The 25838-nt window shown below is 60.3% G+C and carries 22 protein-coding genes and 1 tRNA gene; 17 read left to right on the top strand and 6 right to left on the bottom strand.

The annotated features are described in order from the left end of the window. Position 1 precedes the first annotated feature (1 nt). The 3 genes from motB (at position 2) to AC07V0_RS04675 (ending at position 2874) form a co-directional block, all read left to right on the top strand. Entirely contained in the window at positions 2–1048 is a 1047-nt protein-coding gene (motB, locus tag AC07V0_RS04685) for a flagellar motor protein MotB (protein ID WP_018928514.1), read from the top strand. A 110-nt stretch (positions 1049–1158) separates the two neighbouring features. Beyond that, on the top strand, positions 1159–2325 hold the full coding sequence (locus AC07V0_RS04680; RefSeq protein ID WP_064616010.1) for a sterol desaturase family protein: 1167 nt from the start codon (positions 1159–1161) through the stop codon (positions 2323–2325). Positions 2326–2418: 93 nt separating this feature from the next. Beyond that, complete coding sequence (locus AC07V0_RS04675; protein ID WP_495019440.1) at positions 2419–2874, top strand: type VI secretion system amidase immunity protein Tai4; 456 nt, start codon at positions 2419–2421, stop codon at positions 2872–2874. Between the two features lie 86 nt (positions 2875–2960). Here the strand turns inward: AC07V0_RS04675 and AC07V0_RS04670 are convergent, their stop codons facing one another. Together AC07V0_RS04670 and rsgA are read right to left on the bottom strand one after the other, a co-directional pair. Continuing rightward, the gene (locus AC07V0_RS04670; RefSeq protein WP_086944084.1) at positions 2961–3446 is read right to left on the bottom strand and encodes a toll/interleukin-1 receptor domain-containing protein; all 486 of its coding nucleotides are present in this window, start codon (positions 3444–3446) and stop codon (positions 2961–2963) included. Positions 3447–3757: 311 nt separating this feature from the next. Beyond that, entirely contained in the window at positions 3758–4789 is a 1032-nt protein-coding gene (gene rsgA, locus AC07V0_RS04665; RefSeq protein ID WP_018928510.1) for a small ribosomal subunit biogenesis GTPase RsgA, read from the bottom strand. 107 nt (positions 4790–4896) lie between these two features. Here rsgA and orn point away from each other — a divergent pair, with 107 nt between their 5' ends. Together orn and AC07V0_RS04655 are read left to right on the top strand one after the other, a co-directional pair. Then, positions 4897–5439 (top strand): oligoribonuclease, encoded by a 543-nt coding sequence (gene orn, locus AC07V0_RS04660; RefSeq protein ID WP_018928509.1) that lies wholly within the window; start codon positions 4897–4899, stop codon positions 5437–5439. A 239-nt stretch (positions 5440–5678) separates the two neighbouring features. Beyond that, the gene (locus AC07V0_RS04655) at positions 5679–6290 is read left to right on the top strand and encodes a trimeric intracellular cation channel family protein (RefSeq protein ID WP_086944083.1); all 612 of its coding nucleotides are present in this window, start codon (positions 5679–5681) and stop codon (positions 6288–6290) included. 93 nt (positions 6291–6383) lie between these two features. On the opposite strand, the gene queG is transcribed toward AC07V0_RS04655, so the two are convergent. Further along, positions 6384–7448 (bottom strand): tRNA epoxyqueuosine(34) reductase QueG, encoded by a 1065-nt coding sequence (queG, locus tag AC07V0_RS04650; protein ID WP_495019439.1) that lies wholly within the window; start codon positions 7446–7448, stop codon positions 6384–6386. 63 nt (positions 7449–7511) lie between these two features. Here queG and AC07V0_RS04645 point away from each other — a divergent pair, with 63 nt between their 5' ends. The 12 genes from AC07V0_RS04645 (at position 7512) to AC07V0_RS04590 (ending at position 22511) form a co-directional block, all read left to right on the top strand. Next, a complete protein-coding gene (locus tag AC07V0_RS04645) occupies positions 7512–9011 on the top strand; it encodes an NAD(P)H-hydrate dehydratase (RefSeq protein ID WP_495019438.1) in 1500 nt (499 codons plus the stop codon). Further along, positions 8999–9469 (top strand): tRNA (adenosine(37)-N6)-threonylcarbamoyltransferase complex ATPase subunit type 1 TsaE, encoded by a 471-nt coding sequence (gene tsaE / locus AC07V0_RS04640; protein ID WP_018928505.1) that lies wholly within the window; start codon positions 8999–9001, stop codon positions 9467–9469. Before AC07V0_RS04645 ends, tsaE begins: the two co-directional genes overlap by 13 nt. Then, positions 9470–10900, top strand: a complete 1431-nt coding sequence (locus AC07V0_RS04635; RefSeq protein ID WP_019582199.1) for an N-acetylmuramoyl-L-alanine amidase — start codon at positions 9470–9472, stop codon at positions 10898–10900. Next, positions 10897–12807 (top strand): DNA mismatch repair endonuclease MutL, encoded by a 1911-nt coding sequence (mutL, locus tag AC07V0_RS04630; RefSeq protein WP_018928503.1) that lies wholly within the window; start codon positions 10897–10899, stop codon positions 12805–12807. The genes AC07V0_RS04635 and mutL overlap by 4 nt, the downstream gene beginning before the upstream one ends. After that, a complete protein-coding gene (gene miaA / locus AC07V0_RS04625; RefSeq protein WP_086944079.1) occupies positions 12807–13778 on the top strand; it encodes a tRNA (adenosine(37)-N6)-dimethylallyltransferase MiaA in 972 nt (323 codons plus the stop codon). The genes mutL and miaA overlap by 1 nt, the downstream gene beginning before the upstream one ends. A 94-nt stretch (positions 13779–13872) precedes the next feature. After that, a complete protein-coding gene (hfq, locus tag AC07V0_RS04620; RefSeq protein ID WP_007902656.1) occupies positions 13873–14133 on the top strand; it encodes an RNA chaperone Hfq in 261 nt (86 codons plus the stop codon). Positions 14134–14145: 12 nt separating this feature from the next. After that, positions 14146–15447 carry a ribosome rescue GTPase HflX gene (gene hflX, locus AC07V0_RS04615; protein ID WP_007939591.1) on the top strand — a complete coding sequence of 434 codons (1302 nt, stop codon included), beginning with the start codon at positions 14146–14148 and terminating at the stop codon, positions 15445–15447. A 96-nt stretch (positions 15448–15543) separates the two neighbouring features. Beyond that, positions 15544–16716 carry an FtsH protease activity modulator HflK gene (gene hflK / locus AC07V0_RS04610; RefSeq protein ID WP_018928501.1) on the top strand — a complete coding sequence of 391 codons (1173 nt, stop codon included), beginning with the start codon at positions 15544–15546 and terminating at the stop codon, positions 16714–16716. After that, a complete protein-coding gene (gene hflC / locus AC07V0_RS04605) occupies positions 16716–17585 on the top strand; it encodes a protease modulator HflC (RefSeq protein WP_007939589.1) in 870 nt (289 codons plus the stop codon). The genes hflK and hflC overlap by 1 nt, the downstream gene beginning before the upstream one ends. Positions 17586–17903: 318 nt before the next feature. Continuing rightward, entirely contained in the window at positions 17904–19091 is a 1188-nt protein-coding gene (locus tag AC07V0_RS04600) for an ATP phosphoribosyltransferase regulatory subunit (RefSeq protein ID WP_007939588.1), read from the top strand. A gap of 54 nt (positions 19092–19145) precedes the next feature. Next, the gene (locus AC07V0_RS04595; RefSeq protein WP_018928499.1) at positions 19146–20438 is read left to right on the top strand and encodes an adenylosuccinate synthase; all 1293 of its coding nucleotides are present in this window, start codon (positions 19146–19148) and stop codon (positions 20436–20438) included. Between the two features lie 138 nt (positions 20439–20576). Then, complete coding sequence (locus AC07V0_RS04590; protein ID WP_064616021.1) at positions 20577–22511, top strand: methyl-accepting chemotaxis protein; 1935 nt, start codon at positions 20577–20579, stop codon at positions 22509–22511. Positions 22512–22607: 96 nt separating this feature from the next. Here AC07V0_RS04590 and AC07V0_RS04585 read toward each other — a convergent pair whose 3' ends face one another. From AC07V0_RS04585 to AC07V0_RS04575, 3 genes are all read right to left on the bottom strand, one after another. Continuing rightward, positions 22608–24173 carry an ABC transporter permease gene (locus AC07V0_RS04585; RefSeq protein WP_086944077.1) on the bottom strand — a complete coding sequence of 522 codons (1566 nt, stop codon included), beginning with the start codon at positions 24171–24173 and terminating at the stop codon, positions 22608–22610. Next, entirely contained in the window at positions 24173–25183 is a 1011-nt protein-coding gene (locus AC07V0_RS04580; RefSeq protein WP_495019437.1) for an extracellular solute-binding protein, read from the bottom strand. Before AC07V0_RS04580 ends, AC07V0_RS04585 begins: the two co-directional genes overlap by 1 nt. 328 nt (positions 25184–25511) lie before the next feature. Next, positions 25512–25598 (bottom strand) — tRNA-Leu (locus AC07V0_RS04575). Between the last annotated feature and the right edge of the window lie 240 nt (positions 25599–25838).

The following is a 25838-nucleotide window of genomic DNA, read 5'->3' as shown; positions in this document are numbered from 1 at the left end:
CATGGAAAATAACCAGCCGATAATCATCAAGCGCGTCAAGCGCATCGCCGGAGGGCATCACGGGGGCGCCTGGAAAATCGCCTTCGCGGACTTCGCGACGGCGATGATGGCGTTCTTCCTGGTGTTGTGGCTGCTGTCCACCGCGACGCCTGAACAGAAGATCGCCATCGCCGGTTACTTCAAGGACCCGGTCGGGTTTTCCGAAAGCGGTACGCCGTACATCATCGACCTGGGCGGCACGCCGACCCTGGCGCCGGAGAACACCCTCAACCCGGAGGTGAAATCTCAGCCACAGCCAGACAAGGTGACCATCGACGCCGAGCAGGTTGAAGGCATGGCCGAGCAGGTCGAGAAGGAACGCCTGGAGTTGTTGCTGCAAGAGTTGCAGAACAAGGTCAATGAAAACCCGCAATTGCAGAAATTCAAGGACCAGATCCTCTTCGAGATCACCCAGGACGGTTTGCGCATCCAGATCATGGACGCCGAAAACCGCCCGATGTTCGACTCTGGCAGTGCGCGTCTGAAGCCGTACTTCGAAGACATTCTGCTGGCCATGGCCGACACCATCAAAGCGGTGCCGAACAAGATCAGCATCAGCGGCCACACCGATGCCAAGCCGTACTCGGGCACCGGCGATTTCGGTAACTGGGAACTCTCGGCCAATCGCGCCAACGCGGCTCGTCGTGCGTTGGTCGCCGGCAGTTATCCGGATGCCCAGGTCGCGCGAGTCGTCGGTTATGCCTCGTCGGCGCTGTTCGACAGGGAGAACCCGTTCAATCCGGTCAATCGCCGGATCGACATCGTGGTGCTGACCAAGAAAGCCCAGCGCGCCATCGAAGGTGAACAAGGTGCCGAACCGGCGCCAGCGCCGACGCAAGGGCAGGGTGGCCCGGGCGAAGTGCATGCGCCGCCAGCCGATCCGAACGCATTGCCGGCGGATAAGGAACCGCTGCCGGCACACGAACTTCGTGAGCGTTTGAATCTGTTTGATAATCCGGCGCCGAAGCCGGGCGAACCGCCCAAACCCGCTGTACCGCCCAAGCAATAACCTGCAGAAAAGCCACCATGAGTGGCTTTTCTGTTTCTGGCTGCGTCACTGCAGCGTCGCACCGACTCGACTCACTGCAAGTTTGTTTTCGGAATCATGGAAGATCAGTAATGGAAAGACTCAAGTCCTATTTTCAGCAGCATGGCAATGCACCCTTCAAGTTTGGTGAAGGGCGGGTCAGTGGCTACATCTCAGCCACGCTCGGGCTATTGAGCCTGCTGGCGGTATTGTGCTTTCTCTTTCCCGAATGGCTGACCACCGCCGAACTGCGCAAGGTGTACGACGAACAGTTTGCGCGCACCACGCTATTGCTTGGGCTGGTACTGTCTTTCAGCCTGGGCACCCTGAATATCCTGCTCAACAAGCGAAAGCGCTTGGGGATTACCGGACTTGTCGCCTCGGGGCTGGCGGTGTTTCTCGGCGGCACCAATGTGCAGATCAGCTCGATTGGGCAGACACCGTACTCGCTGGGGCTGGACTGGTTCGTCCTGGCTCTGCTGGTGTCGGCCATCGTCTTTATCCCCCTGGAAAAACTCTATTCCAAGGACCCTGAGCAAAACATTCTGCGTCCGCACTGGCGAACTGACCTGACCTACTTTTTTGTCAGTCATATGCTGGTGCAGTTCATCCTGATTTTCATCACTGCCTCGTCGAGCTTTATGGCTGGCTGGGCCGTGTCGGCGGATTTGCAGGCCAGCGTACAAAGCCTGCCGATCGTTGTGCAGTTCTTGCTGGCGGTACTGGTGGCTGACCTCGGTCAGTACTGGCTGCATCGGCTGTATCACGTCGTGCCATGGTTATGGCGCATGCATGCCGTACATCACTCAAGCACGCACATGGATTGGCTCGCCGGTTCGCGTGTCCACTTCATCGAGATTCTGCTCACCCGTACCGGCGTGCTGGTGCCTTTGATGCTGCTGGGTTTTGCGCCCCAGGCGTTGAACGCCTACGTGATTCTGGTCGGGGTGCAGGCAGTGCTGGCCCACGCCAATGTACGGATCAACGGCGGCTGGCTGAATTATGTGCTGGTCCTGCCGCGCTATCACCATTGGCATCATGCCCGGCACAAGGATTACATCTACAAGAACTATGCGATCCATACGCCGCTGGTGGATATGCTGTTTGGCACCTTCAAGTTGCCACCCAAGGAGTGGCCGACGCGCTACGGGGTTTTTGGCAAGGACTTGCCGGGCGGTATCCTGCGCCAGCACTTGTACCCGTTCCAGAAGCCTGGCCTGAAGAGCGTCGAGCCGAAACCGCCGGCAGCGGTTTCCTGAGGTCTAGACCTGAATGTGTTATGGCCACTGCTATTTCAATGAGCCAGGTGTGAATTATCAAACCGATCGCGCGAACTTCTGGAGTTTGTCGTGATGAAATATTTGACTGCGGTTTTGGTCCTGGCTTGGGCCGTCGTACCTTCCAACAGTTGGTCCAAGGATGATCCGACCCGCTCCCCACAGGCAGGCGGGCGCACCTACGCGCAGAATTACAAGGATATGGTGCTGGCAGATTGCATCGCGACAGCCTACAAGAGCGAACCTGAAGCCGCCCAGGATGCCGGAAGCAGTGCCAGTGCGCTTATGGACTGGACCTATTTCGATCTGGAGCAAGCACCTCAAGCCGGTAAATCTCTGGTTGACCAGTTTCTGGTTCGTGATTATCACAATCCACTGGTCGAATCAGAGCGACAAGGTGTTCGTTTTGAGCTGCTGAAATGCCTGGACCTGTATCACAGCAAAGAGTTGGACAGCCAGGTCAGGCAATTGGTCATCAATCCCCAGCACACCTATCGTCAGGACAACCCGACACGACCCAAAAAGGATTGACCTGCGCCGCGAGTAACCGTTCGGCCGTTGATTGGTCAGCATTGAAATACAAGAAAGCCGCGATCATCGCGGCTTTTTTGCACCTCTCAGAAACCCCGTCGGATGCGACTCTTGAGCTGGTCGTGGAACAGTTCCGCATTGCGTCTGTAGCTGCCGCAAAGGGATTCGCTGATTGAATCCAGTGTCATTGAACGCTTGGTCGCCACTTCTTCACGGTAGGCCTCAATGAAAAAATCCAGGTCCTTGTCAGTGCTGAGCTTCGGCCATTTATCGAAGTACAGCGGCAGTTCCGCCGGTTCGGTCTGGAATGAGCAAATCCGCCGGTTGCTGATTGTCGCTTCGCCGATTTCGAACGGTACCCACCATGGCGGCACGGTCTTGCCCGAGACAACGGCTATCAGATGCGTGCTCGCGCTGATGTAGCGGGTGATGACCCCGGTGATGTCGTCAGTGGTCTGGGATTCCGGATCCAGCACGTCGAAGTAGGTCTTGATGTTGGCCTGTATCAGACGGCTGCTGATGGCGATCGCGTAGGGGCGATCCGCGTGACGATAGCTGATGAATACAGGCATCAGAAGTGTCCCTTGAGGGCGAGTTCGCGGTAATGGGCGCCTGAACGGTTCCACGAGTGAACGATGAACAAGTGATAGGTTGGCATGGCTGTCCCTCAGTATCGCTAATATGCGAAGAGGGCTTGAATGTATGCAGTTGAAGGGCTGGAACAAGGCCTTTACGGTTAAAGAGAAGTACCCTTCAAACAGGCGTGCGGATGCCCTACAGAAATATCTGATGTTTAAGTCGACGGGTTGTTTTGTAGGTTGTTTTGTAGGTGGTTACGAGCAGCCAGCCGTCCCATTGATGTCGGGGCGGCTGGCGCGTCTGTTTAATAGCTGTTTTCAGGCAAGCTGGCGATGATCGACCGGTAGCTGTTCATCCGTTGCTGCTGCACGCGGCCATCTTCCAGGGCCTTGAGCAGGGCGCAGCCCGGTTCGCGGTCGTGTTTGCAGTCGCGGAAGCGGCAGGTGCCGAGCAGGTCGTTGAACTCGATGAAGCCGGCTTCGACGTCGGCACGGCTGACGTGACCCAGGCCGAACTCGCGGATACCCGGGGAGTCAATCAACTCACCGCCACCGGGGAAGTGGAACAACCGCGCGGTGGTGGTGGTGTGGGTGCCCTGGCCCGACAGCTCGGACAGCGGGCCGACGCGGGTTTCGACTTCCGGCAACAGGCTGTTGACCAAAGATGATTTACCGACACCGGACTGGCCGACGAACACACTGATGTGCCCGTCCAACAGTTTTTGAAGTTGTTCCATGCCGTTGCCGTGGTGCGCCGACACTTCCAGCACCGGGTAGCCCAGCGTGCGGTAAACCGCCAGCAAGGCATTCAGCGCCGGGGCGTTCTGCTCGTCGATCAGGTCGAATTTGTTCAGCAGCAACAACGGGCGGATACCCGCATGTTCCGCGGCAACCAGGTAGCGGTCGATCAGGTTGGCATGAGGCTCTGGCAGCGGTGCGAAGACGATGACGATCATGTCGACGTTGGCCGCCACCGGCTTGAGCTGTCCACGACTGTCCGGGCGGCAGAGCTCGGTTTTGCGCGGCAGTTGCGCCACGATCACCCCGATGCCCTGGTTGCCGGCACGCCATACGACCTGATCACCGGTCACCAGCGCCGGCAGGTTGGCGCGCAAGTGGCAGCGGAATACCTGGCCGGCCAGCTCGCCATCGAGGGCTTCGACTTCAACCTGTACACCGAAGTGCGCGATCACCAGGCCCGTCTGTTCCGGACCCAGGTCGCCACCCTCAAGTGCCTCGACAGCCGAGGACTCGCGTTTGGCGGCGCGGGCAGCGCGCTCGCCCTGAATCTTTTCGATGCGCCAGTTTTGACGACGATTGAGTTGGCGTTTGGCCATGGGTGTTCCGTATCGAGAATGCAGCGATTAGGTAAAACGGTCGCGAGTTTAGCACGCCCGGCCGCCTCCCTAGGCTAAACTGCGAACCTACGCCGAGGAGCCGACATATGCAGAACCCGCAGAACCTGATCTGGATCGACCTGGAAATGACCGGGCTGAACCCTGATACCGACGTCATCATCGAGATGGCCACCATCGTCACCGACAGTAATTTGAACACCTTGGCTGAAGGTCCGGTGATCGCCATTCATCACAGCGACGAGATCCTCGCCGGTATGGACGAGTGGAATACCCGTCAACACGGCGGCTCCGGACTGACCCAACGGGTTCGCGACAGCCGCATCAGCATGGCCGAAGCGGAAGCCCAGACCATCGCCTTCCTGGAGAAATGGGTGCCGAAGGGCAAGTCGCCGATCTGTGGCAACAGCATCTGCCAGGACCGTCGCTTCCTTTATACCCACATGAAGTCGTTGGAAAGCTATTTCCACTACCGCAACCTCGACGTGTCGACCCTCAAGGAGTTGGCCGCGCGTTGGGCACCGGACGTGCGCGACAGCTTCAAAAAGGGCAGCACCCACCTGGCCCTGGACGACATCCGCGAATCGATCGCCGAGCTGCAGCACTACCGCAAGAATTTCATCAAGTTCTGATTGGGTGGCAACGAGGGTTTTTGTGGCGAGGGGGCTTGTCGGAACGCCGCACCGTCCCGCTCGGCTGCGTAGCAGTCGTAAAGTCAGCCGGCGTGGTCTATTTGAAGAGTTGCTCTCTCAGCAAATAGGGCCGCTCTGCGGCGCAGCGGGGCAAGCTCCCTCGACACAGGTACCCTTGCCCCCTTTTGGTGCCCTGACGATCTGAGTAGACTGCGCGCCTTCTCGTAAGGACCGCCACCATGTTGCTGATGCTCTACCTGATCGCCATTACTGCCGAAGCCATGACTGGCGCCCTTTCAGCGGGCCGTCGCGGCATGGACTGGTTTGGCGTGGTATTGATTGCATGCGTCACGGCGTTGGGCGGCGGTTCGGTGCGCGACGTGTTGCTTGGCCATTACCCGCTGACCTGGGTCAAACACCCGGAATACCTGGTGCTGACGTCGATCGCTGCGATGTTCACCGTCTTCGCTGCGCGCTGGATGCGCCATCTGCGCTCGCTGTTTCTGGTGCTCGACGCCGCGGGCCTGGTGGCGTTCACCCTGATCGGCTGCATGACCGCCCTGGAAATGGGCCACGGCATGCTGGTGGCCTCGGTCAGCGGCGTGATCACCGGGGTATTCGGTGGCATTCTGCGGGACATCTTCTGCAACGACATCCCGCTGATTTTCCGCCGCGAACTCTACGCCAGCGTCTCGTTTGCTGCGGCGTGGTGCTATTTATTCTGTATCTATCTGCAATTGCCGGGTGAACAGGCGATCCTGATCACGCTATTCGGCGGCTTCCTGCTGCGCTTGCTGGCGATCCGTTTCCACTGGGAAATGCCCAAGTTCGTTTATAACGACGAAGCCTGATTTACACGCAGTCCCTGTAGCAGCTGCCGAAGGCTGCGTTCGAGGCCGAAGGGCTCGCTTCGCAGTCGCGCCGAACGCAGTCTTCGGCAGCTACTACATAAGCCCGTGTTGTTTTAGCGCCCATTCGACATGCTCGCGCACCAGTTCCGACGGATAGTCCCGCCGTGCCGTCAACGCTTCCAGCACCGGAATGCTCGACGGCGCATTTCCCAGGCCGACCGCCAGATTGCGCAACCAACGCTCGTAACCGGCCCGACGCAACGGTGAACCTTCGGTGCTACTGAGGAATTTTTCTTCGTCCCACATGAACAGTTCGGCCAGTTCGGCGTTGTCCAGGTTGTGCCGGGGTTTGAAGTCGCTTTCCCCGGAAGGCCGGGCGAAGCGGTTCCATGGGCAGACAATCTGGCAGTCATCGCAACCGAACACCCGATTGCCGATCAGCGGTCGTAAATCTTCAGGAATCGCGCTTTTCAGTTCGATGGTCAGGTACGAAATGCAGCGACGGGCGTCCAGCACATAGGGGCCGACGAAGGCATTGGTCGGGCAAATGTCCAGGCAGGCCGTGCAGCGACCGCAGTGCTCGGTGGCGTGGGGTGGGTCCACCGGCAGCGGCAGGTCGACGAACAGTTCGCTGAGGAAGAAGTAACTGCCGGCCTTGCGATTCAAGACCAGCGTGTTTTTGCCGATCCAGCCCAGGCCAGCCTGTTCGGCGATGGCCTTTTCCAGCACCGGGGCGCTGTCGACGAAGGCGCGGTAGCCGAACGGGCCGATCACTGCCTGGATTTTTTCCGCCAGTTGTTGCACGCGTTTACGAATTAATTTGTGGTAATCGCGGCCCAAGGCATAACGCGAGACGTAGGCTTTTTCCGGTTGGGCCAGCCGTTGCGCCATGTGCGTGTCGCCCGGCAGGTAGTCCATGCGCAGGGAAACCACGCGCAGGGTGCCCGGCACCAGTTCTTCCGGGTGCGAGCGTTTGCTGCCATGGGCGCCCATGTAATCCATTTCGCCGTGATAGCCAGCGGCGAGCCAGCGCTCCAGGTGCTGCTCATGCTCGGCCAGATCGAGGCCGCTGATGCCGACTTGCTGAAAGCCCAGCTCGCGGCCCCAGTCCTTGATGGATTGGGCGAGGGCGGGCAGGTCTGTGGTAATAGCGGGCATGAGGCGAGAGAAACCGGAGCTGAGATGCGTATAATTCTGCCAGACATCGGAGCCTGAAGACGCATGCCGCACACTAAAGATGAATTACCCGACGCGCTGTATAGCGCCGCGCAAGTCCGAGGGCTCGATGCGAGCGTGATCGCGGCCGGTACACCGGGCTTCGAATTGATGCAGCGTGCGGCACGGGCGACCTGGCGTGCGCTGGTCCGCCATTGGCCGACCGGGCACGAATTGAGTGTGGTGGCCGGCCATGGCAATAACGCGGGCGACGGTTATCTGGTGGCCGTGCTGGCCCGACGTGCCGGCTGGCATGTGCGGGTGCTGGCCGCCGGTGACCCCGGGCGTTTGCAGGGCGATGCCGCGTCGGCGCATGCCGAGGCGGTGGCCGAAGGCGTGGCCATTCAAGGCTGGACCCCGCACTCCGAGTTGCGCGGCATTGTGCTGGATGCCTTGCTCGGCACCGGCCTGACCGGTGAAGTGCGCGAGCCGTTCGCCAGCGCCATCGCCGCGATCAATGCCAGTGGGCTCCCGGTTGCGGCGGTGGATATCCCCTCGGGGCTGTGCGCCGATACGGGTCGCCAGCTCGGCATTGCGGTTCGAGCAGACCTGACTGTGACGTTCATCGGGTTGAAGGTGGGGCTGTTCACCGGTGACGCGGCGGATGTGGTGGGCGATTTGGTATTCAACGATCTGCACGTCGCCCCCGAGACATTTATTGGGGCCGAGATCAGTGCGCGTCGCCTGACGGCCGGTAATGTGCCGCGTCTGACCGGCCGCGCTCCAACTGCCCACAAAGGCAAATTCGGTCACGTATTGCTCGTTGGCGGTGATCGCGGTTTTGGCGGCGCCATCCTGCTTAGTGCACAAAGTACCCTGCGCAGCGGTGCCGGCATGGTGTCCGTGGCCACCCGCAGCGAGCATGTTCCGGCCGCCCTGGCGCGTTTGCCGGAAGCCATGGTGCTCGGTACGTCGTCGGCCAATCAATTGATGGGCTTGCTGGAGAAGGCCACGGTGCTGGTCGTCGGCCCGGGGCTGGGGCAGGCCGCCTGGGGGCGCAGCCTGTTGTCGGCCGCGGCCAACGCGTCGCAGCCACAAGTCTGGGATGCCGATGCATTGAACCTGTTGGCCGAAGGTGGCGTGAGCTTGCCCGCAGGTAGTGTCATCACGCCGCATCCGGGCGAAGCGGCACGATTGCTGGGGATATCGACAGCCGCCGTACAGGCTGACCGCCCGGCCGCGGCCCATGCGTTGAGCAAAAAATATACAGCGGTGGTAGTGCTCAAGGGCGCTGGCAGTCTGATTGCCAGCCCCGATGGGCGTCTGGCGCTGTGTCATCAGGGCCATCCGGCCATGGCGTCGGCCGGGTTGGGTGATGTGCTGGCCGGTCTGGTGGGCGCCTTGCTCGCTCAGGGCCTGGACGCGTATGACGCGGCCTGCCTGGCGGTCTGGCTGCACGCCAATGCCGGTGCGCAACAAGGTAAATTAGGCCGCGGGCTGGCGGCCAGTGATCTGATTCCAGCCATTCGTCAGTTGTTGGAGGAGCAAGCACCGTGTCTGAAGTAACCCTGTACCTGGCTGATGAGCAGGCCATGAGCGATTTTGGCGCACGTATCGCCAAAACCACCGGAGGGCACGGTCTGATCTTTCTTGAAGGGGATCTGGGCGCGGGGAAAACCACACTGTCCCGGGGCATCATCCGTGGCCTGGGGCATACCGGCGCGGTAAAAAGTCCGACCTTTACCCTGGTCGAGCCTTACGAGATCGGCGCCGTCCGCGCCTTCCATTTCGACTTATATCGATTGGTCGACCCCGAGGAGCTGGAGTACCTCGGCATCCGCGACTATTTCGATGACGACGCATTATGTCTTATTGAATGGCCCCAGAAGGGTGCAGGCTTTTTGCCAAAGCCCGACCTGACCATTACCATTAGCCCGCAAGACAGCGGGCGTTCGCTGAGAATTTTGCCCCAAGGCTCGCGTGGCGAGTCGTGGTGTGCCGTTTTGGCATTGGAATCCAAATAAATGATGGGGTTAGGTATGCGCTTTCGCGCGTTGGTTGCTGCCGTAGGGGTGTTGTTTTTGGCGGTGACCGTCGACGCTGTGGCCGAGACGAAGGTCAACAGTGTTCGCCTTTGGCGGGCGCCGGATAACACTCGACTGGTGTTCGACCTGACGGGGCCTGTCCAGCACAGCGTCTTTACCCTGACCGCACCGGATCGGCTGGTAATCGACATCAATGGCGCGACGCTCGGCTCGCCGCTGAACGTCTCCACGGCCAACACGCCGATCACGGCAATGCGTTCGGCTCAGCGTACGCCGACCGATTTGCGGGTGGTCATCGACCTGAAAAAAGCCGTCACGCCGAAAAGCTTCACCTTGGCGCCGAACGCCCAGTACGGCAATCGCCTGGTAGTCGACCTGTTCGACAACGCGGCCGATGCCGCGCCACCGCCTGCGCCAACACCGTCTGTGGCCACGGTACCCGCCGTACCCGTCACGCCGTCCGAGCCTTCGATCAAGCTGCCACCCGCACCGGCTGGCAAGCGCGACATTATCGTGGTGATCGATGCCGGTCACGGCGGCGAAGACCCGGGCGCCTCGGGGTCTCGCGGTCAGCGTGAAAAAGACGTGGTGCTGGCCATCGCCCGTGAGTTGCAGCGTCAGGTCAATGGCATGAAAGGTTTCCGCGCCGAACTGACCCGTACCGGCGACTACTTCATTCCGTTGCGCGGCCGTACCGAAATCGCCCGCAAGAAGGGCGCCGACCTGTTCGTTTCGATCCACGCCGACGCCGCGCCTTCAGCCGCTGCGTTCGGCGCGTCGGTGTTTGCCCTGTCTGACCGCGGCGCTACGTCGGAGACCGCCCGTTGGCTGGCCGACAGCGAAAACCGTTCCGACTTGATCGGCGGTGCCGGCAACGTCAGCCTCGACGACAAGGACCGGATGCTCGCCGGCGTGCTGCTCGACCTGTCGATGACCGCTTCCCTGACTTCCAGCCTGAACGTTGGCCAGAAAGTCTTGAGCAACATCGGTCGCGTCACGCCGCTGCACAAACAGCGCGTGGAGCAAGCCGGGTTCATGGTGTTGAAGTCGCCGGACATCCCGTCGATCCTGGTGGAAACCGGGTTCATCTCCAACGCCAACGAAGCCTCGAAACTCGCGGCATCGAGCCACCAGCAGGCGCTGGCGCGCTCCATCAGCAGCGGCGTGCGGCAATTCTTCCAGCAAAACCCGCCGCCGGGCACCTACATTGCCTGGCTGCGCGATTCCGGCAAGATCGCCCAAGGCCCGCGTGACCATCGCGTCAGCCCCGGTGAAACCCTGGCGATGATCGCCGTGCGTTATCAGGTGTCTGCGGCCACCTTGCGCAGTGCCAACAACTTGCAAAGTGACGAGCTGAAGATTGGTCAGACGTTGACCATTCCAGGCACTGAACTGGCGGCCAAAGAATGAACCAGGTGCTGACCAACACGGCGCGTATCGAGCTACTCAGCCCGCGGCTGGCGAACCAGATTGCTGCTGGTGAAGTGGTTGAGCGCCCGGCCTCGGTGATCAAGGAGTTGCTGGAAAACAGCCTCGACTCCGGCGCCAAACGCATCGATGTCGATGTGGAGCAGGGTGGTGTCAAGCTGCTGCGGGTGCGCGACGATGGCAGCGGCATTTCCGCCGATGACCTGCCTTTGGCCCTGGCCCGTCACGCCACCAGCAAGATTCGCAACCTGGAAGACCTCGAACAGGTCATGAGCCTGGGGTTTCGTGGTGAGGCGCTGGCCTCCATCAGTTCCGTGGCGCGTCTGACTCTGACTTCCCGCACTCGCGACGCCGATCAAGCCTGGCAGGTGGAAACCGAAGGCCGGGACATGGCGGCTCGCGTGCAACCAGCGGCTCATCCGGTGGGCACTTCGGTGGAAGTGCGCGATTTGTTCTTCAATACCCCGGCGCGCCGCAAGTTTCTCAAGACCGAAAAAACCGAATTCGATCACCTGCAAGAAGTGATCAAGCGTCTGGCGCTGGCGCGGTTCGATGTGGCGTTCCATCTGCGTCACAACGGCAAAACCATCCTCAGTCTGCACGAAGCCCATGATGACGCGGCCCGCGCCCGGCGTGTGGCGGCGATCTGTGGGGCGGGCTTTCTGGAGCAGGCGCTGCCGATCGAAATCGAACGCAATGGCCTGCATTTGTGGGGTTGGGTCGGGTTGCCGACCTTCAACCGCAGCCAGGCGGATCTGCAGTATTTCTTTGTGAATGGCCGTGCCGTGCGCGACAAACTGGTGGCGCACGCAGTGCGCCAGGCTTATCGCGACGTATTGTTCAACGGTCGGCACCCGACATTCGTGCTGTTTTTCGAAGTCGATCCGGCGGGCGTCGACGTCAACGTGCACCCGACCAAGCACGAAGTACGCTTCCGTGACGGGCGCATGGTTCACGACTTCCTTTACGGCACTTTGCATCGCGCCTTGGGTGATGTGCGGCCGGAAGACCAGTTGGCCGCGCCTGTCGCGACAGCCATGGTCCGGCCAACCGGTATCGAAGCCGGCGAGTTCGGCCCGCAGGGCGAGATGCGTCTGGCGGCCAATGCGCTGCTGGAGCAGCCTCAGGCCCAGCCGTCCTTCAATACTTCGGCGGGCTCTGGCGCCGGTGCCGGTTATCAGTATCAATACACGCCACGACCTCAGTCCGGCGTGCCCGTCGCCGAAGCCCAGGCGGCCTATCGCGAGTTTTTCGCGCCGTTGCCCGAGGCCAATGCGGTCGCGCTGCCGGCCGGGCAAGATGACATTCCGCCGCTGGGCTATGCACTGGCGCAGCTCAAGGGCATCTACATTCTTTCGGAAAACGCCCAAGGCCTGGTGCTGGTAGACATGCATGCCGCCCATGAGCGGATCATGTACGAACGGCTGAAAGTCGCCATGGCCAGCGAGGGGTTGAGCGGTCAGCCATTGCTGGTGCCGGAATCCCTGGCGGTCAGCCAGCGCGAAGCCGACTGCGCCGAAGAAAACGTCGCCTGGTTCCAGCGTCTGGGTTTTGAATTGCAGCGCCTTGGCCCGGAAACCCTGGCCATCCGGCAAATCCCTGCGTTGCTGAAGCAGGCCGAGGCCAACCGACTGGTTAGCGATGTGCTGGCGGATTTGATGGAATACGGCACCAGCGACCGGATTCAGGCGCACTTGAACGAACTGCTCGGCACCATGGCCTGCCACGGCGCGATTCGCGCGAATCGGCGCCTGGCCTTGCCGGAAATGAACGGCCTGCTGCGGGACATGGAAAACACCGAGCGCAGCGGTCAATGCAACCATGGCCGACCGACCTGGACCCAACTGGGCCTGGACGATCTGGACAAACTGTTCTTGCGCGGTCGTTGATGAGCCAGTTCCCTCCCGCGATTTTCCTGATGGGGCCGACGGCCGCCGGCAAGACCGACCTGGCCATCGAACTCACCAAGGTCCTGCCCTGCGAGCTGATCAGTGTCGATTCGGCGCTGGTTTATCGCGGCATGGACATCGGCACCGCCAAACCCTCCAAAGAGATCCTGGCCGAATTCCCGCATCGTCTGATCGACATTCTCGACCCGGCCGAGAGTTATTCCGCCGCGGATTTCCGTCGCGATGCGTTGCAAGCCATGGGCGAGATCACCGCGCGGGGCAATATTCCGCTGCTGGTGGGCGGCACAATGCTCTATTACAAGGCTTTGCTCGAAGGTCTGGCCGACATGCCGGCGGCCGATGCGGACGTTCGTGCGCAAATCGAAGAAGAGGCTGCACGCCTTGGCTGGCAAGCCCTGCACGATCAATTGGCGGTGATTGATCCGCAATCCGCGGCGCGAATTCACCCGAACGATCCGCAGCGCCTTAGTCGTGCACTGGAAGTTTATCGCGTCAGCGGCCAGAGCATGACTGAGCTACGCTTGCGACAATCTGCGCAAAGTACTGAAGCAGCCGCTTCGGGACTGCAACAATTGCCCTATACTGTCGCGAACTTGGCCATCGCTCCGGCAAATCGCCAGGTACTGCACGAGCGCATTAAACAAAGATTCACAAATATGTTGGAACAGGGATTCGTCGACGAGGTCGTAGCCCTGCGAGATAGAGGTGACTTGCATTCCGGGTTGCCGTCTATACGTGCAGTAGGTTATCGACAAGTCTGGGATTACCTGGATGGCAAGCTGACGCAAGCCGAGATGCAGGAGCGTGGAATCATTGCCACGCGCCAATTGGCGAAGCGCCAGTTCACCTGGCTGCGCAGTTGGGCTGATTTACACTGGTTGGACAGCCTCGATTGCGACAATCTGCCGCGCGCCTTGAAATACCTCGGGACCATCTCCATATTGAGCTGAGTCCTTGCAATTGCCGTCTATCCTTGGGGGTGTGACGGCCCCAAGCCATCTGTTTACCTATTTTTTATATTGAATCCTTAAAGGAGTGCGGCACATGTCAAAAGGGCATTCGCTACAAGACCCTTACTTGAATACTTTACGTAAAGAGAAAGTGGGGGTTTCCATCTACCTGGTCAACGGGATCAAACTGCAAGGCACGATCGAGTCTTTCGACCAGTTCGTTATCCTGCTGAAAAACACCGTCAGCCAGATGGTTTACAAACACGCTATCTCTACAGTGGTGCCAGTTCGTCCAATTCGTCTGCCTAGCGCAACCGAATCCGAAGCAGGCGACGCTGAGCCAGGTAACGCCTGATAGGAGTCTCCTTTGTTCTTTGAGCGCCACGGTGGTGGTGAGCGGGCAATTCTCGTTCACTTGGATGGTCAGGACCCTGAGGCGCGCGAAGATCCGCAGGAGTTTCAGGAGTTGGCAATTTCGGCTGGTGCCGAGACCGTCGCGTTTTTTAACGTGCCGCGTCATCGGCCAACCGCCAAAACCCTGATCAGCAGCGGCAAGGTCGAAGAGTTACGCGACCTGGTCAAAGCCGAACAGGTCGATCTGGTGATTTTCAATCACATCCTCACGCCCAGTCAGGAACGTAACCTCGAACGTATTTTCGAGTGTCGCGTGATCGATCGCACGGGTCTGATTCTCGATATCTTCGCCCAACGCGCCCGCACCCATGAAGGCAAGCTCCAGGTCGAACTGGCCCAGCTTGAGTACATGAGTACGCGTCTGGTTCGCGGCTGGACTCACCTTGAGCGGCAGAAGGGCGGTATCGGCCTGCGCGGGCCGGGTGAAACCCAACTGGAAACCGACCGGCGCCTGTTGCGGATTCGTCTGCGTCAGATCAAGGGGCGCCTGGAAAAGGTCCGCAGCCAGCGCGAGCAGTCTCGTCGCGGGCGCAAGCGTGCTGACATTCCGACGGTTTCACTGGTGGGTTATACCAACGCCGGCAAATCGACGCTGTTCAACTCGGTCACCGATTCCGACGTCTTTGCCGCCAACCAGCTGTTCGCGACCCTCGACCCGACCTTGCGCCGACTAGAGCTCGAGGACCTCGGGCCGATCGTGCTGGCCGACACCGTGGGCTTCATTCGTCACCTGCCGCACAAACTGGTCGAGGCATTTCGAGCTACGCTCGAAGAGTCGAGCAACTCCGACCTGCTGCTGCACGTGATCGATGCGCACGAGCCTGATCGTATGGCCCAGATCGAACAGGTCATGGTGGTGCTCGGGGAGATCGGGGCACAAGACTTGCCGATCCTTGAGGTATACAACAAACTCGATTTGCTCGAGGGGGTTGAGCCGCAGATCCAGCGCGATGCCGATGGCAAGCCGCAGCGGGTCTGGTTGTCGGCCAAGGACGGTACCGGCCTGGACTTGCTCAAGCAGGCAGTGGCGGAACTGTTGGGCAGCGATTTGTTTGTTGGCACCTTGCGCTTGCCGCAACGTTTTGCTCGACTGCGTGCGCAGTTTTTCGAACTCGGTGCGGTGCAAAAAGAAGAACACGACGAAGAAGGCATCAGCCTGCTGGCCGTTCGCTTGCCACGGATCGAATTGAATCGACTCGTGAGCCGCGAAGGTCTGCAACCGATGGAATTCATCGAGCAACACACTTTGCAATAAAAGCCTGAGAAAGCGGTTGTGCCGCGGTGACAGGCATTCTGTAGCATTGGTCGGCGCGCCGTGGGTGCGTCTTTGCTTTATCAGATGGAGAGCGCTATGGCTTGGAATGAGCCGGGTGGCAACTCGAATAATCAGGATCCTTGGGGTGGCAAGCGCCGCAATAACGGCGACCGCAAGGGACCACCGGATCTCGACGAGGCCTTCCGAAAGCTGCAGGAAAGCCTGAACGGGTTGTTCGGTGGTGGCAAGAAACGCGGTGACGAGGGTGGTGGTCCGGGCAAGAGTGGCGGCTTTGGTGGCCTGCTCGGCATCGGTCTGACCGTGCTCGCAGCCGTGTGGCTGTACAGCGCTGTCTACGTGGTCGACGAGCAGGAGCAGGCCGTGGTGCTGCGCTTCGGCAAATATTATGAAACCGTCGGCCCGGGCCTGAACATCTATTTCCCGCCGATCGATCGCAAGTACCTGGAAAACGTCACGCGTGAGCGTGCCTATACCAAGCAGGGTCAAATGCTGACTGAAGACGAAAACATCGTCGAAGTGCCGCTAACCGTGCAGTACAAGATCAGCAACCTGCAGGACTTCGTGCTGAACGTCGATCAGCCGGAAACCAGCCTGCAGCATGCGACCGACAGTGCCTTGCGCCACGTGGTGGGTTCTACCGCCATGGACCAGGTGCTGACCGAAGGTCGTGAATTGATGGCCAGCGAAATCAAGGAGCGTCTGCAACGTTTCCTCGATACCTATCGCACCGGTATCACCGTCACTCAGGTCAACGTACAGAGCGCTGCTGCACCGCGTGAAGTCCAGGAAGCCTTCGATGACGTGATCCGCGCCCGTGAAGACGAGCAGCGTTCGCGTAACCAGGCTGAAACCTACGCCAACGGCGTCGTGCCGGAAGCCCGTGGTCAGGCCCAGCGCATCCTCGAGGATGCCAACGGTTACCGCGACGAGACCGTCTCCCGCGCCAAGGGTGAGGCTGACCGCTTCACCAAACTGGTGGCCGAGTACCGCAAGGCGCCTGAAGTTACCCGTCAGCGTCTGTACCTGGACACCATGCAGGAAATCTTCAGCAACACCAGCAAGGTTCTCGTGACCGGCAACAAGAATGGCCAGAGCAATCTGCTGTATCTGCCGCTGGACAAGATGGTCGAGGATGGTCGCCGCACCAGCACTCCGGTGACCGGCGCAGCAGCCAGCAGCAATGAAGTGAATGTGCGTGCGGCGGCTGATCTGCAGCAACAGCAGGCACGTACCAGGGAGAGTCGCTGATGAGCAATAAATCGCTGATCGCCCTTATTGTCGGCGTCGTCGTGGCGATCGTTGCCTGGAACTGCTTCTACATCGTGGCTCAGACCGAGCGTGCGGTGTTGCTGCAGTTCGGTCGCGTGGTCCAGGCCGATGTTCAGCCAGGCCTGCATGTGAAAGTGCCTTACGTTAACAAGGTGCGCATATTCGATGCGCGCCTGATGACGCTGGATGCACCGACACAGCGCTTCCTGACGCTGGAAAAGAAAGCCGTGATGGTCGATGCCTACGCCAAGTGGCGCGTGAAAGATGCCGAGCGCTTCTACACCGCGACTTCCGGCCTCAAGCAGATTGCCGACGAGCGTCTGTCCCGTCGTCTGGAGTCGGGCCTGCGTGACCAGTTCGGTAAACGCACCCTGCACGAAGTGGTATCCGGTGAACGTGATGCGCTGATGGCAGACATCACCGCTTCGCTGAACAAGATGGCGGAAAAAGAGCTGGGCATTGAAGTTGTCGATGTCCGGGTCAAGGCCATCGACCTGCCGAAGGAAGTGAACCGCAGCGTGTTCGAGCGTATGAGCACCGAGCGTGAGCGTGAAGCTCGCGAGCACCGCGCCAAGGGTAACGAGCTGGCCGAAGGCATCCGTGCCGACGCCGACCGTCAACGCCGCGTGCTGCTGGCTGAAGCCTATCGTGAATCCGAAGAGGTTCGCGGTGATGGTGATGCCCAGGCTGCTGCGATCTACTCCAAGGCATACGGCCAGGATCAGGAGTTCTACGCGTTCTACCGTAGCCTGCGTGCCTACCGTGAAAGCTTCGCGAACAAATCCGACGTCATGGTCCTGGACCCGAGCAGTGACTTCTTCCGTTACCTGGAAAAAGCCAAGCCTTGATACGACGTTGACCTGAATCATCCCCCCGCCTGGCGGCTAAAGCCTCGGGCGGGGTGATCCTTTGGGAAAACGTGTGTATGATGCGGCAGCCGGGAAATTCCCGGCTTTTTTGCGTCTGCACGTTTGATTGCTGTTTTTATGCAGGCGCCCGAGTTGAATGACTCGACAGGTTTTTCGAGGAAAGTGGTTGGCGAAGCCGGTTCCAGGCTTTTCGCCACGTTGTTCATGCGCGGGGTTTATGCACATGAGCCGATCATTTTCTGCTTCACTCAAGGCTCGCCCAAAGGCTTGCTGCCCGGATCATAGGGGAATGGCGTAATGGCAACGGTAGACCGCTGGCTGCTGCCAGATGGCATCGAAGAAGTACTGCCACCGGAGGCTGCGCGCATCGAAGTTGCGCGTCGCCAGGTGTTGGATCTGTTCCAGAGCTGGGGTTACGAGTTTGTCGTGACTCCCCATATCGAGTACCTGGAATCCCTGCTGACCGGCGCAGGCCAGGACCTCGATCTGCGCACCTTCAAGGTCATCGACCCGCAGTCGGGCCGGCAGATGGGTTTCCGTGCCGACATCACGCCGCAAGTGGCGCGCATCGATGCGCACACCCTGCGTCGCGAAGGCCCGAGCCGTCTGTGCTATGCCGGTAGCGTGCTGCATGCTCAGCCACGTGCGTTGTCGTCCTCGCGCAGCCCGATTCAACTGGGCGCCGAGTTGTACGGCGATGCCAGCCCAAGCAGCGACGTGGAAGTCATCAGCCTGATGCTGGCCATGCTGCAACTGGCCGATGTGCCGGATGTGCACATGGACCTCGGGCATGTCGGCATCTACCGCGGCCTGGCCCGCGCCGCCGGTTTGTCCGGCGAAGTCGAGCAACAGTTGTTCGATGCATTGCAACGTAAAGCCATCGACGAGGTCATTACCTTGACCGAAGGCCTGCCTGCCGATCTGTCGGGCATGCTGCGAGCGCTGGTCGACCTGTGTGGCGGTCGTGAAGTGTTGAGCGCTGCCCGCGAGCGTCTGGCCAATGCGCCGGCGCCTGTTCTGGCGGCCCTGGACGATTTGCTGGCGATTGCCGAGCGTCTGTCCACGCGTTTCCCGGAGTTACCGCTGTACTTCGACCTGGGCGAATTGCGCGGCTACCACTACCACACCGGTGTGGTGTTCGCCGTGTTCGTGCCGGGTGTTGGCCAGTCCATCGCTCAGGGCGGTCGTTACGACGATATCGGTGCCGACTTCGGTCGCGCCCGTCCGGCGACAGGCTTCTCCACCGATTTGAAAACCCTGGTGACCCTGGGGCGTGCTGAGATCGAGCTACCGTCTGGCGGTATCTGGATGCCTGACAGTACGGATGCAGCACTCTGGCAGCAGGTTTGCCAGTTGCGCAGTGAGGGTCAGCGTGTCGTTCAGGCATTGCCTGGGCAGCCTTTGGCCGCCGCCCGTGAAGCGGACTGCGACCGGCAATTGATTCAGCAGAACGGGCTTTGGCAAGTATCGCCACTGGCTTCTTGAGTTTTCCTGCCGGCCGCCGCCGGCACCAAGTTTGCGCGAATGAGGACAAGTGTTATGGGTAAGAATGTCGTAGTCCTGGGCACCCAATGGGGTGATGAGGGCAAAGGCAAGATCGTTGATCTGCTGACCGAACATGCTGCCGCCGTAGTGCGCTACCAAGGTGGCCACAACGCTGGTCACACTCTGGTGATCGACGGCGAAAAAACCGTCTTGCACCTGATCCCGTCTGGCGTGCTGCGCGAAGGCGTGCAGTGCCTGATCGGTAACGGCGTGGTGGTTGCACCCGACGCCCTGCTGCGGGAAATCAACAAGCTGGAAGAGAAAGGCGTACCGGTGCGCGAGCGCCTGCGTATCAGCCCGTCCTGCCCGCTGATCCTGTCCTACCACGTAGCACTGGACCAGGCCCGTGAAAAGGCCCGTGGCGAGCTGAAGATCGGCACCACCGGTCGCGGCATCGGCCCGGCTTACGAAGACAAGGTTGCCCGTCGCGGTCTGCGCATCGGTGATCTGTTCCACCGTGAGCGTTTCGCCGCCAAGCTGGGCGAGTTGCTGGATTACCACAACTTCGTACTGGTCAATTACTACAAAGAGCCAGCGATCGACTTCCAGAAGACACTCGACGAGTGCATGGAATACGCCGAGCTGCTCAAGCCGATGATGCTCGACGTCACCGCAGAGCTGCACAACCTGCGTCGTGCCGGCAAGGACATCATGTTCGAAGGCGCCCAGGGCTCCCTGCTGGACATCGACCACGGCACCTACCCGTACGTCACCAGCTCCAACACCACCGCTGGCGGCATCGCCACCGGTTCGGGTGTTGGTCCGATGTTCCTGGACTACATCCTCGGCATCACCAAGGCTTACACCACGCGCGTCGGCTCCGGTCCGTTCCCGACTGAGCTGTTCGACGACGTTGGTGCGTTCCTGGCCAAGCGTGGCCACGAGTTCGGCGCCACCACTGGCCGTGCCCGTCGTTGCGGCTGGTTCGATGCCGTGATCCTGCGTCGCGCTATCGATGTGAACAGCATCTCGGGTCTGTGCCTGACCAAGCTGGACGTGCTGGACGGCCTGGAAACCATCAACATCTGCGTAGGCTACAAGAACGAAGATGGTGCAGTGATCGACGCACCGACCGACGCCGACAGCTACATCGGCCTGGAGCCGGTGTACGAGCAGATGCCGGGCTGGAGCGAGTCGACCCTGGGTGCCAAGACCCTGGAGGAGCTGCCTCAGGCTGCGCGCAACTACATCAAGCGCATCGAAGAGTTGGTCGGCGCGCCGATCGACATTATTTCGACGGGCCCGGACCGCAACGAAACTATCGTTCTGCGTCACCCGTTCGCTTAATAAGTCGTTGATGTAAAACACAAAGGCCCCTTAATCGGGGCCTTTGTCGTTTATGCCTGTTGGACGGCATGACCTTTGCTGTGAATATTGCCTTCAGAATGCCATCAATTTAATGGCGTTAGAGTAGAGGGATTTCCTGTGTCGGCCGTTCTCTCACTGTTACAAAGCCGTTTGTTGCGGCCCGTGTTCGTTACCCTTGGTATCGCCCTTTTGGTGCAGGTGCTGGTGGCTGTCGCTCTGACCCGGAGCACGGTGACTGCGCTGGAAACCGATCTGGGCGTGCGCTTGGGCTCCGATAGCCAAAAGCTCTCCGGTGAGCTGGAGCAGGCGGGGCGTGAAGTCACGTCGAGCCTGGATAACCTGTCCAGCAATACCCGTCAGCGCCTGACCGCTGGGCTGTCTTCACGTTTGAAAGACGAGCAGGCTCAACTGCGTACGACGCTGGAGAAGGACCTGAAGGATTCGGCCAATGACATGGCGCAACTTCTGGCGTCGGTCGCACCCCGCGCCATGTGGGACAGCGACATTCCCACCCTGTCCGAATTCGCTCGCCGCGCCCAGCGCAATCCCAACGTGTTGTTCGTGGTCTATGACGACGCCACGGGCCAGCACCTGACGCGCTATCTCAACCGGGAGAACGCGATCAACAAGGCGCTTCTGGAGAAAGGCCAGGGCGAGCGGGCGTTGGACAAGGTGCTGGACGCAGCGAAGAGCGATCCGTCGGTCTACTACCTCGAAGCCTCGATCAGTCCCAATGGCGTGGAAATCGGCAAAGTCTTGATGGGGGTCTCAACTGCCTCTGTGGAAACCGATCTGGCGGCGCTGGACAAGCGCTTCTCGGCGCTGATCGCCAGCAGCGATCAATTGGTGGGTGACAGCCTCAAAGGTGCGGCGGCCGACAGCGCAACGGCGATGCGCGGACGTCTGCAATCGGCGCAGTCCACTGCTTCTGAAATGAAAGCCAACACCACGGGCGCCGTACAGGAAGCCGCAGGGGCTTTGCGCTGGCGCATCGGCATGGGCCTGGCGGTGGTGGGTTTCGGTGTGCTGCTGTTACTGGCGGTGGTGCTGGGGCGTCGAGTGGTCAATCGCCTGAAAATGCTCATTGTCGCGATGGATGACTTGGCGGCAGGCGAGGGCGACCTGACCAAGCGCGTGCAGATCAACAGCCAGGACGAGATCGGCGACATGGCCTCGGCGGTCAATCGCTTTGTGGATAAATTACAGCCGATCGTGCGCGAGGCGGGCGATGTGGCCCAGCGTACCGGCGTGGAAATCGGCGCCATGACCCTGCGCAATGCCGGTGCTGATGCAGCGGCTGGCATGCAGCGCGATGAAGTGGCCGAAAGCCTGCGCGCGTTGTCGCAAATGGCTGACGAGGCTCAGTCTGAAAGCCACGCCATGCAGGCCGCTTTGCAGCAGGTGGTGGGCATTCGTCAGGCCACGGATGAGAACACCCGGACTTCGGCGAAGGTCGGTAGTCTCATCGAGGCATTGGCCGGACAGGTCGACACCGGCGCGAAAGTCATCGAGCGCCTGGCGCAACAGAGTGAGCAGATTGAAGTGGTGCTGACGGTGATTCACGGGATCGCCGAACAAACCAACTTGCTGGCACTGAATGCGGCGATTGAGGCGGCGCGTGCCGGCGAGACCGGTCGCGGGTTTGCTGTGGTGGCGGACGAGGTGCGGGCTCTGGCGAGCAAGACCCAGAGCTCCACCGGTGACATTCAGGCGCACATCGTTGCACTGCAGCAGGGCGCGCGTGAGGCCGTCGCGGCAATCGGGCAGGCTGGGCGTCAGGCCAGCGAAGGTCTGCTGGTGTTGCGCGATAGCGCGCGGTTGCAACAGTCGGTGCAGGCGTCGGTCGAGCAGGTGCATGCGGCGATCGGCCTGGCGACCCAGGCCGCGGCGCATCAGGCGCAAGGTGCGCAGGCCGTGCGTGGGCGGGTTGAGACCATCCATGCTCAAGCTGAGAAGGCGGCTCAGGCGGTCGTGGAGACCACGGCCAGCGGCAAGGTGCTGGATGGGTTGGCGGCGCAGTTGAAGGCGAGCCTGGGGCAGTTCAGGGCTTAGGTTTCTCGTTCGCAGGTCTGGTGCCTTCGCGGGCAAGCCTCGCTCCTACAAGGGCTACGTAATCCTTGTAGGAGCGAGGCTTGCCCGCGAAGCTTTTCAACGACTCAAATACATCCGCGTCGTCAGCAGATACACAGGCAACCCCGACACCACAATCAACAACGCCGCATAAGGCGCCGCCGCCGCGAACTCCACATTCGCGGTATGCGCCCAGACTTCCGTCGCCAGCGTATTGAGCCCGGTCGGGCTCAGCAGCAGCGTCGCCGTCAGTTCCTTCATCGCATCCAGAAACACCAGCGCAAACGCAGCACCCAGGGCGGGAAAGATGATGGGCAGGGTCACCCGACAAAACGCGCTGAAAGACGACGCCCCCAGCGTGCGTGCGGCCTCTTCCAGTTGCGGTGCGGCCTTGTTCAGTGCGGTGCGAATCGGTGCTTGCGCCAGTGGCAGAAACAACAGCGCATAGGCTATCAGCAACAGCGTCGAGGTCTGGTACAGCACTGGCACATAATGCAGGGCGAAATACACCAGGGTCAGCGCAATCACCAATCCCGGCAGTGCATGCAGCAGATACGGCAAGCGCTCGGCCCAGATTGCCAGTCGGCCTTTATGGCGCACCACCAGCAACCCCACCGGCACCGCCAGCACCAGGCACAGCGCAGCGCCACCGAGCGACAGCGCCAGCGACGAGAGCAATGCCTCGCTGATCGCGGCCACCGGGAACGCTGCCGACGAACCCACCATCAGCCAGTACGCCAGCATTCCCAGTGGAATGCCGCTGCCGATGATCGCCAGCAGCAAGCAGTAAAGTTGTCCCACAGCCGTCCACGGCCCGAGGCGAACCTGCTCCGCATGCCGCGCAGCGCCCTGGCCGGTGCGTACGTGACGGCCTTTGCCGCGCACGCGTAACTCAAGCCATAGCAGCACCAGGCACAGCGCCAGCAACACCGCAGAAAGCATCGCTGCATTGGCGTTGCTGAATTCCAGTTCGAACTGCTGATAGATCGCCGTGGTAAAGGTTTGCAGGCCGATGATCGACAGCGCGCCGAACTCCACCAGCATGTGCAGCGCAATCAACAGTGAACCGGCCAGCAGTGACGGCCAGAGCAGGGGCAGGGTGATTTTGAAGAATACACCCCAACGATTCTGCCCCAGGGTGCGGGCAGACTCTTCAAGAGAGGGGTCGAGATTGCGCAGCGTTGCCGCGACCGGCAGAAAGATCAGCGGGTACTTGGACAGCGTCATCACCAGAATCGCCCCGCCCAGCCCTTCGAAGTGAGCGCTCAGGGACACCCAGGTGAAACTGCTGACAAACGCCGGCACTGCGAACGGCAGGCACAGGATCACGCCCCATAACCGCCGTCCCGGCAGATTGCTGCGCTCCAGCAGCCAGGCGAGTGACAAGCCAATCACACCGCAGGCCAATGTGACGCCCAGCATCAGCGCCAGGGTATTGCGCAGCAGGCCAAACACGTAGGGCCGCCACAGCAGATGCAGTGCCTCGGCCCAGCCGGCTTGCCAGGTTTTGAGGCCGACATAGGCCAGCGGCAACAGGCTGAGTACCACCAGCAGTAGAACCGGTAGCAGCAGCCATATCGACGGCCGCTTGCGCCTTGGCATGTAACCCCCATGCGAAGCGGGGGCGGATAACGAGGCGCTCATCAGTTCAAGCCAACGTCACGTTCCAGGTCCAGGGCTTCTTCGGCGTTGCCGAGATCGGCTGGCGTGACGTTCGGCGCTTGCAGTTCGCTGAACGGCTTGAGACCGCGATCCGATTCCATGCCCTTGTGCAGCGGGTATTCAGCGGTGGTCTGGGTGATCACACGCTGACCTTCTTCGCTGGCCATGTAGGCGAGTAATTGCTGGGCTTCTTTTGGATGTTTGCTGGATTTCAGTACGCCAGCGCTGGAAACGGTGATCAGTCCGCCGACGTCGCCACCGGTGAAGTAATGCAGCTTCGAGTCGAGTTGGCCTTTTTCACGCTGTAAGGCGAACCAGTAGTAGTTGTTCACCAGCACGGTGGCGACTTCGCCATTTTCCACGGCTTTCAGTGCAACCATGTTGTTGCTGTAGGTTTTGCCGAACGCACGCAGGCCGGTCAGCCATTCTTCGGCGGCGTCCATCCCGTGGACCTTGATAATCGCCACCGCCTGTTCCTGGAAGGCGCCGCTGCTGGGCACGAAGCCGACCTTGCCTTGCCATTTTGGATCGGAGAATTCCATTACGGACTTGGGCAGGTCTTTTTCGTCGATCAGTTTAGGGTTGAAGGCGACGACCCGGACCCGCGCGGTGATGCCGATCCAGGTGCCATTGCCGGCGACGTAGTCCTTGGGCAGGACTTCAAGTGTGGCGGCATCGGCTTTCGCCAGCAGGCCTTGTTCGCCGAGCTTGTTCAGCGGTGGCGATTCTTCGGTGTAGATCACATCGGCGGGGGAGCGATCGCCTTCTTCGACGATCTGGCTGGCGAATTGGTTGCTGCTGCCCTTGCGCACATTGACGTGAATCCCGGTCTTGGCTTCGAAGGCTTTGGCGACGGCGTCGCCGACTTCCTTGTGTTGACCGTTATAGAGTGTCAGGGAAACCGGATCGGCGGCTTGGGTGAGGGGCGTGGCGAGTGTCAGGCCGAGGAGGGTGATGGTCAGGCCGCGGCGCAGGGTATTTCGAAGCATCATTCGCAGGGTTCCTCACTGTCGCATTGCAAAAACTTGAAACAATGATAAACGATATTGCTTCTCAAGTGCGCCTTGCAGGGCGGGTGAGGGTTTGCTAGAGGGGCTGGTGCAGATCTTTGTGGCGAGGGAGTTTGCTCCCGTTCGGCTGCGGAGCAGTCGCAAAACCGGGCAATAAGGTTTGACTGAAAGAATGAGGGGGCCGCTTCGCAGCCCAGCGGGAGCAAGCTCCCTCGCCACAAGGGGCGGCTATGGCTTCAAAGGCCAGAAACGCAAAAACCCGCTTTCGCGGGTTTTTGTGAAATTCAAGATCGTGACCTTGAATTTGAATTGGTGCCCAGAAGAAGACTCGAACTTCCACGACCTTGCGGTCACCAGCACCTGAAGCTGGCGTGTCTACCAATTTCACCATCTGGGCATGATCTTCAGCGTTGCCGCTGTTGATGTGGCGCACTATACGGAGAGCATTTTGATCTGTAAACCCCTGATTTAATTTTAATAATTCAGAAGCCTGGAATGCAAAAACCCGCTTTCGCGGGTTTTTGTGTGAGCCTTGAAATTGATCTAATCTCAAGCTCGGAATTGGTGCCCAGAAGAAGACTCGAACTTCCACGACCTTGCGGTCACCAGCACCTGAAGCTGGCGTGTCTACCAATTT

The sequence above is a fragment of the Pseudomonas sp. GW821-FHT01E10 genome, assembly GCF_059422365.1.
The sequence above is the reverse complement of the archived record's forward strand: the minus strand, read 5'-3'. Positions and strand labels throughout refer to the sequence as shown.

Bases quoted from the DNA above. Each gene is read 5' to 3' on its own strand.
- AC07V0_RS04585 (WP_086944077.1), bottom strand. From the start codon at position 24,173: ATGAGCGCCTCGTTATCCGCCCCCGCTTCGCATGGGGGTTACATGCCA.
- AC07V0_RS04580 (WP_495019437.1), bottom strand. From the start codon at position 25,183: ATGATGCTTCGAAATACCCTGCGCCGCGGCCTGACCATCACCCTCCTC.
- rsgA (WP_018928510.1), bottom strand. From the start codon at position 4,789: ATGGCCAAACGCCAACTCAATCGTCGTCAAAACTGGCGCATCGAAAAG.
- AC07V0_RS04655 (WP_086944083.1), top strand. From the start codon at position 5,679: ATGTTGCTGATGCTCTACCTGATCGCCATTACTGCCGAAGCCATGACT.
- queG (WP_495019439.1), bottom strand. From the start codon at position 7,448: ATGCCCGCTATTACCACAGACCTGCCCGCCCTCGCCCAATCCATCAAG.
- hflC (WP_007939589.1), top strand. From the start codon at position 16,716: ATGAGCAATAAATCGCTGATCGCCCTTATTGTCGGCGTCGTCGTGGCG.
- mutL (WP_018928503.1), top strand. From the start codon at position 10,897: ATGAACCAGGTGCTGACCAACACGGCGCGTATCGAGCTACTCAGCCCG.
- orn (WP_018928509.1), top strand. From the start codon at position 4,897: ATGCAGAACCCGCAGAACCTGATCTGGATCGACCTGGAAATGACCGGG.
- AC07V0_RS04670 (WP_086944084.1), bottom strand. From the start codon at position 3,446: ATGCCTGTATTCATCAGCTATCGTCACGCGGATCGCCCCTACGCGATC.
- AC07V0_RS04680 (WP_064616010.1), top strand. From the start codon at position 1,159: ATGGAAAGACTCAAGTCCTATTTTCAGCAGCATGGCAATGCACCCTTC.
- hflK (WP_018928501.1), top strand. From the start codon at position 15,544: ATGGCTTGGAATGAGCCGGGTGGCAACTCGAATAATCAGGATCCTTGG.
- motB (WP_018928514.1), top strand. From the start codon at position 2: ATGGAAAATAACCAGCCGATAATCATCAAGCGCGTCAAGCGCATCGCC.
- AC07V0_RS04675 (WP_495019440.1), top strand. From the start codon at position 2,419: ATGAAATATTTGACTGCGGTTTTGGTCCTGGCTTGGGCCGTCGTACCT.
- AC07V0_RS04600 (WP_007939588.1), top strand. From the start codon at position 17,904: ATGGCAACGGTAGACCGCTGGCTGCTGCCAGATGGCATCGAAGAAGTA.
- AC07V0_RS04595 (WP_018928499.1), top strand. From the start codon at position 19,146: ATGGGTAAGAATGTCGTAGTCCTGGGCACCCAATGGGGTGATGAGGGC.
- miaA (WP_086944079.1), top strand. From the start codon at position 12,807: ATGAGCCAGTTCCCTCCCGCGATTTTCCTGATGGGGCCGACGGCCGCC.
- AC07V0_RS04645 (WP_495019438.1), top strand. From the start codon at position 7,512: ATGCCGCACACTAAAGATGAATTACCCGACGCGCTGTATAGCGCCGCG.
- hfq (WP_007902656.1), top strand. From the start codon at position 13,873: ATGTCAAAAGGGCATTCGCTACAAGACCCTTACTTGAATACTTTACGT.
- AC07V0_RS04635 (WP_019582199.1), top strand. From the start codon at position 9,470: ATGATGGGGTTAGGTATGCGCTTTCGCGCGTTGGTTGCTGCCGTAGGG.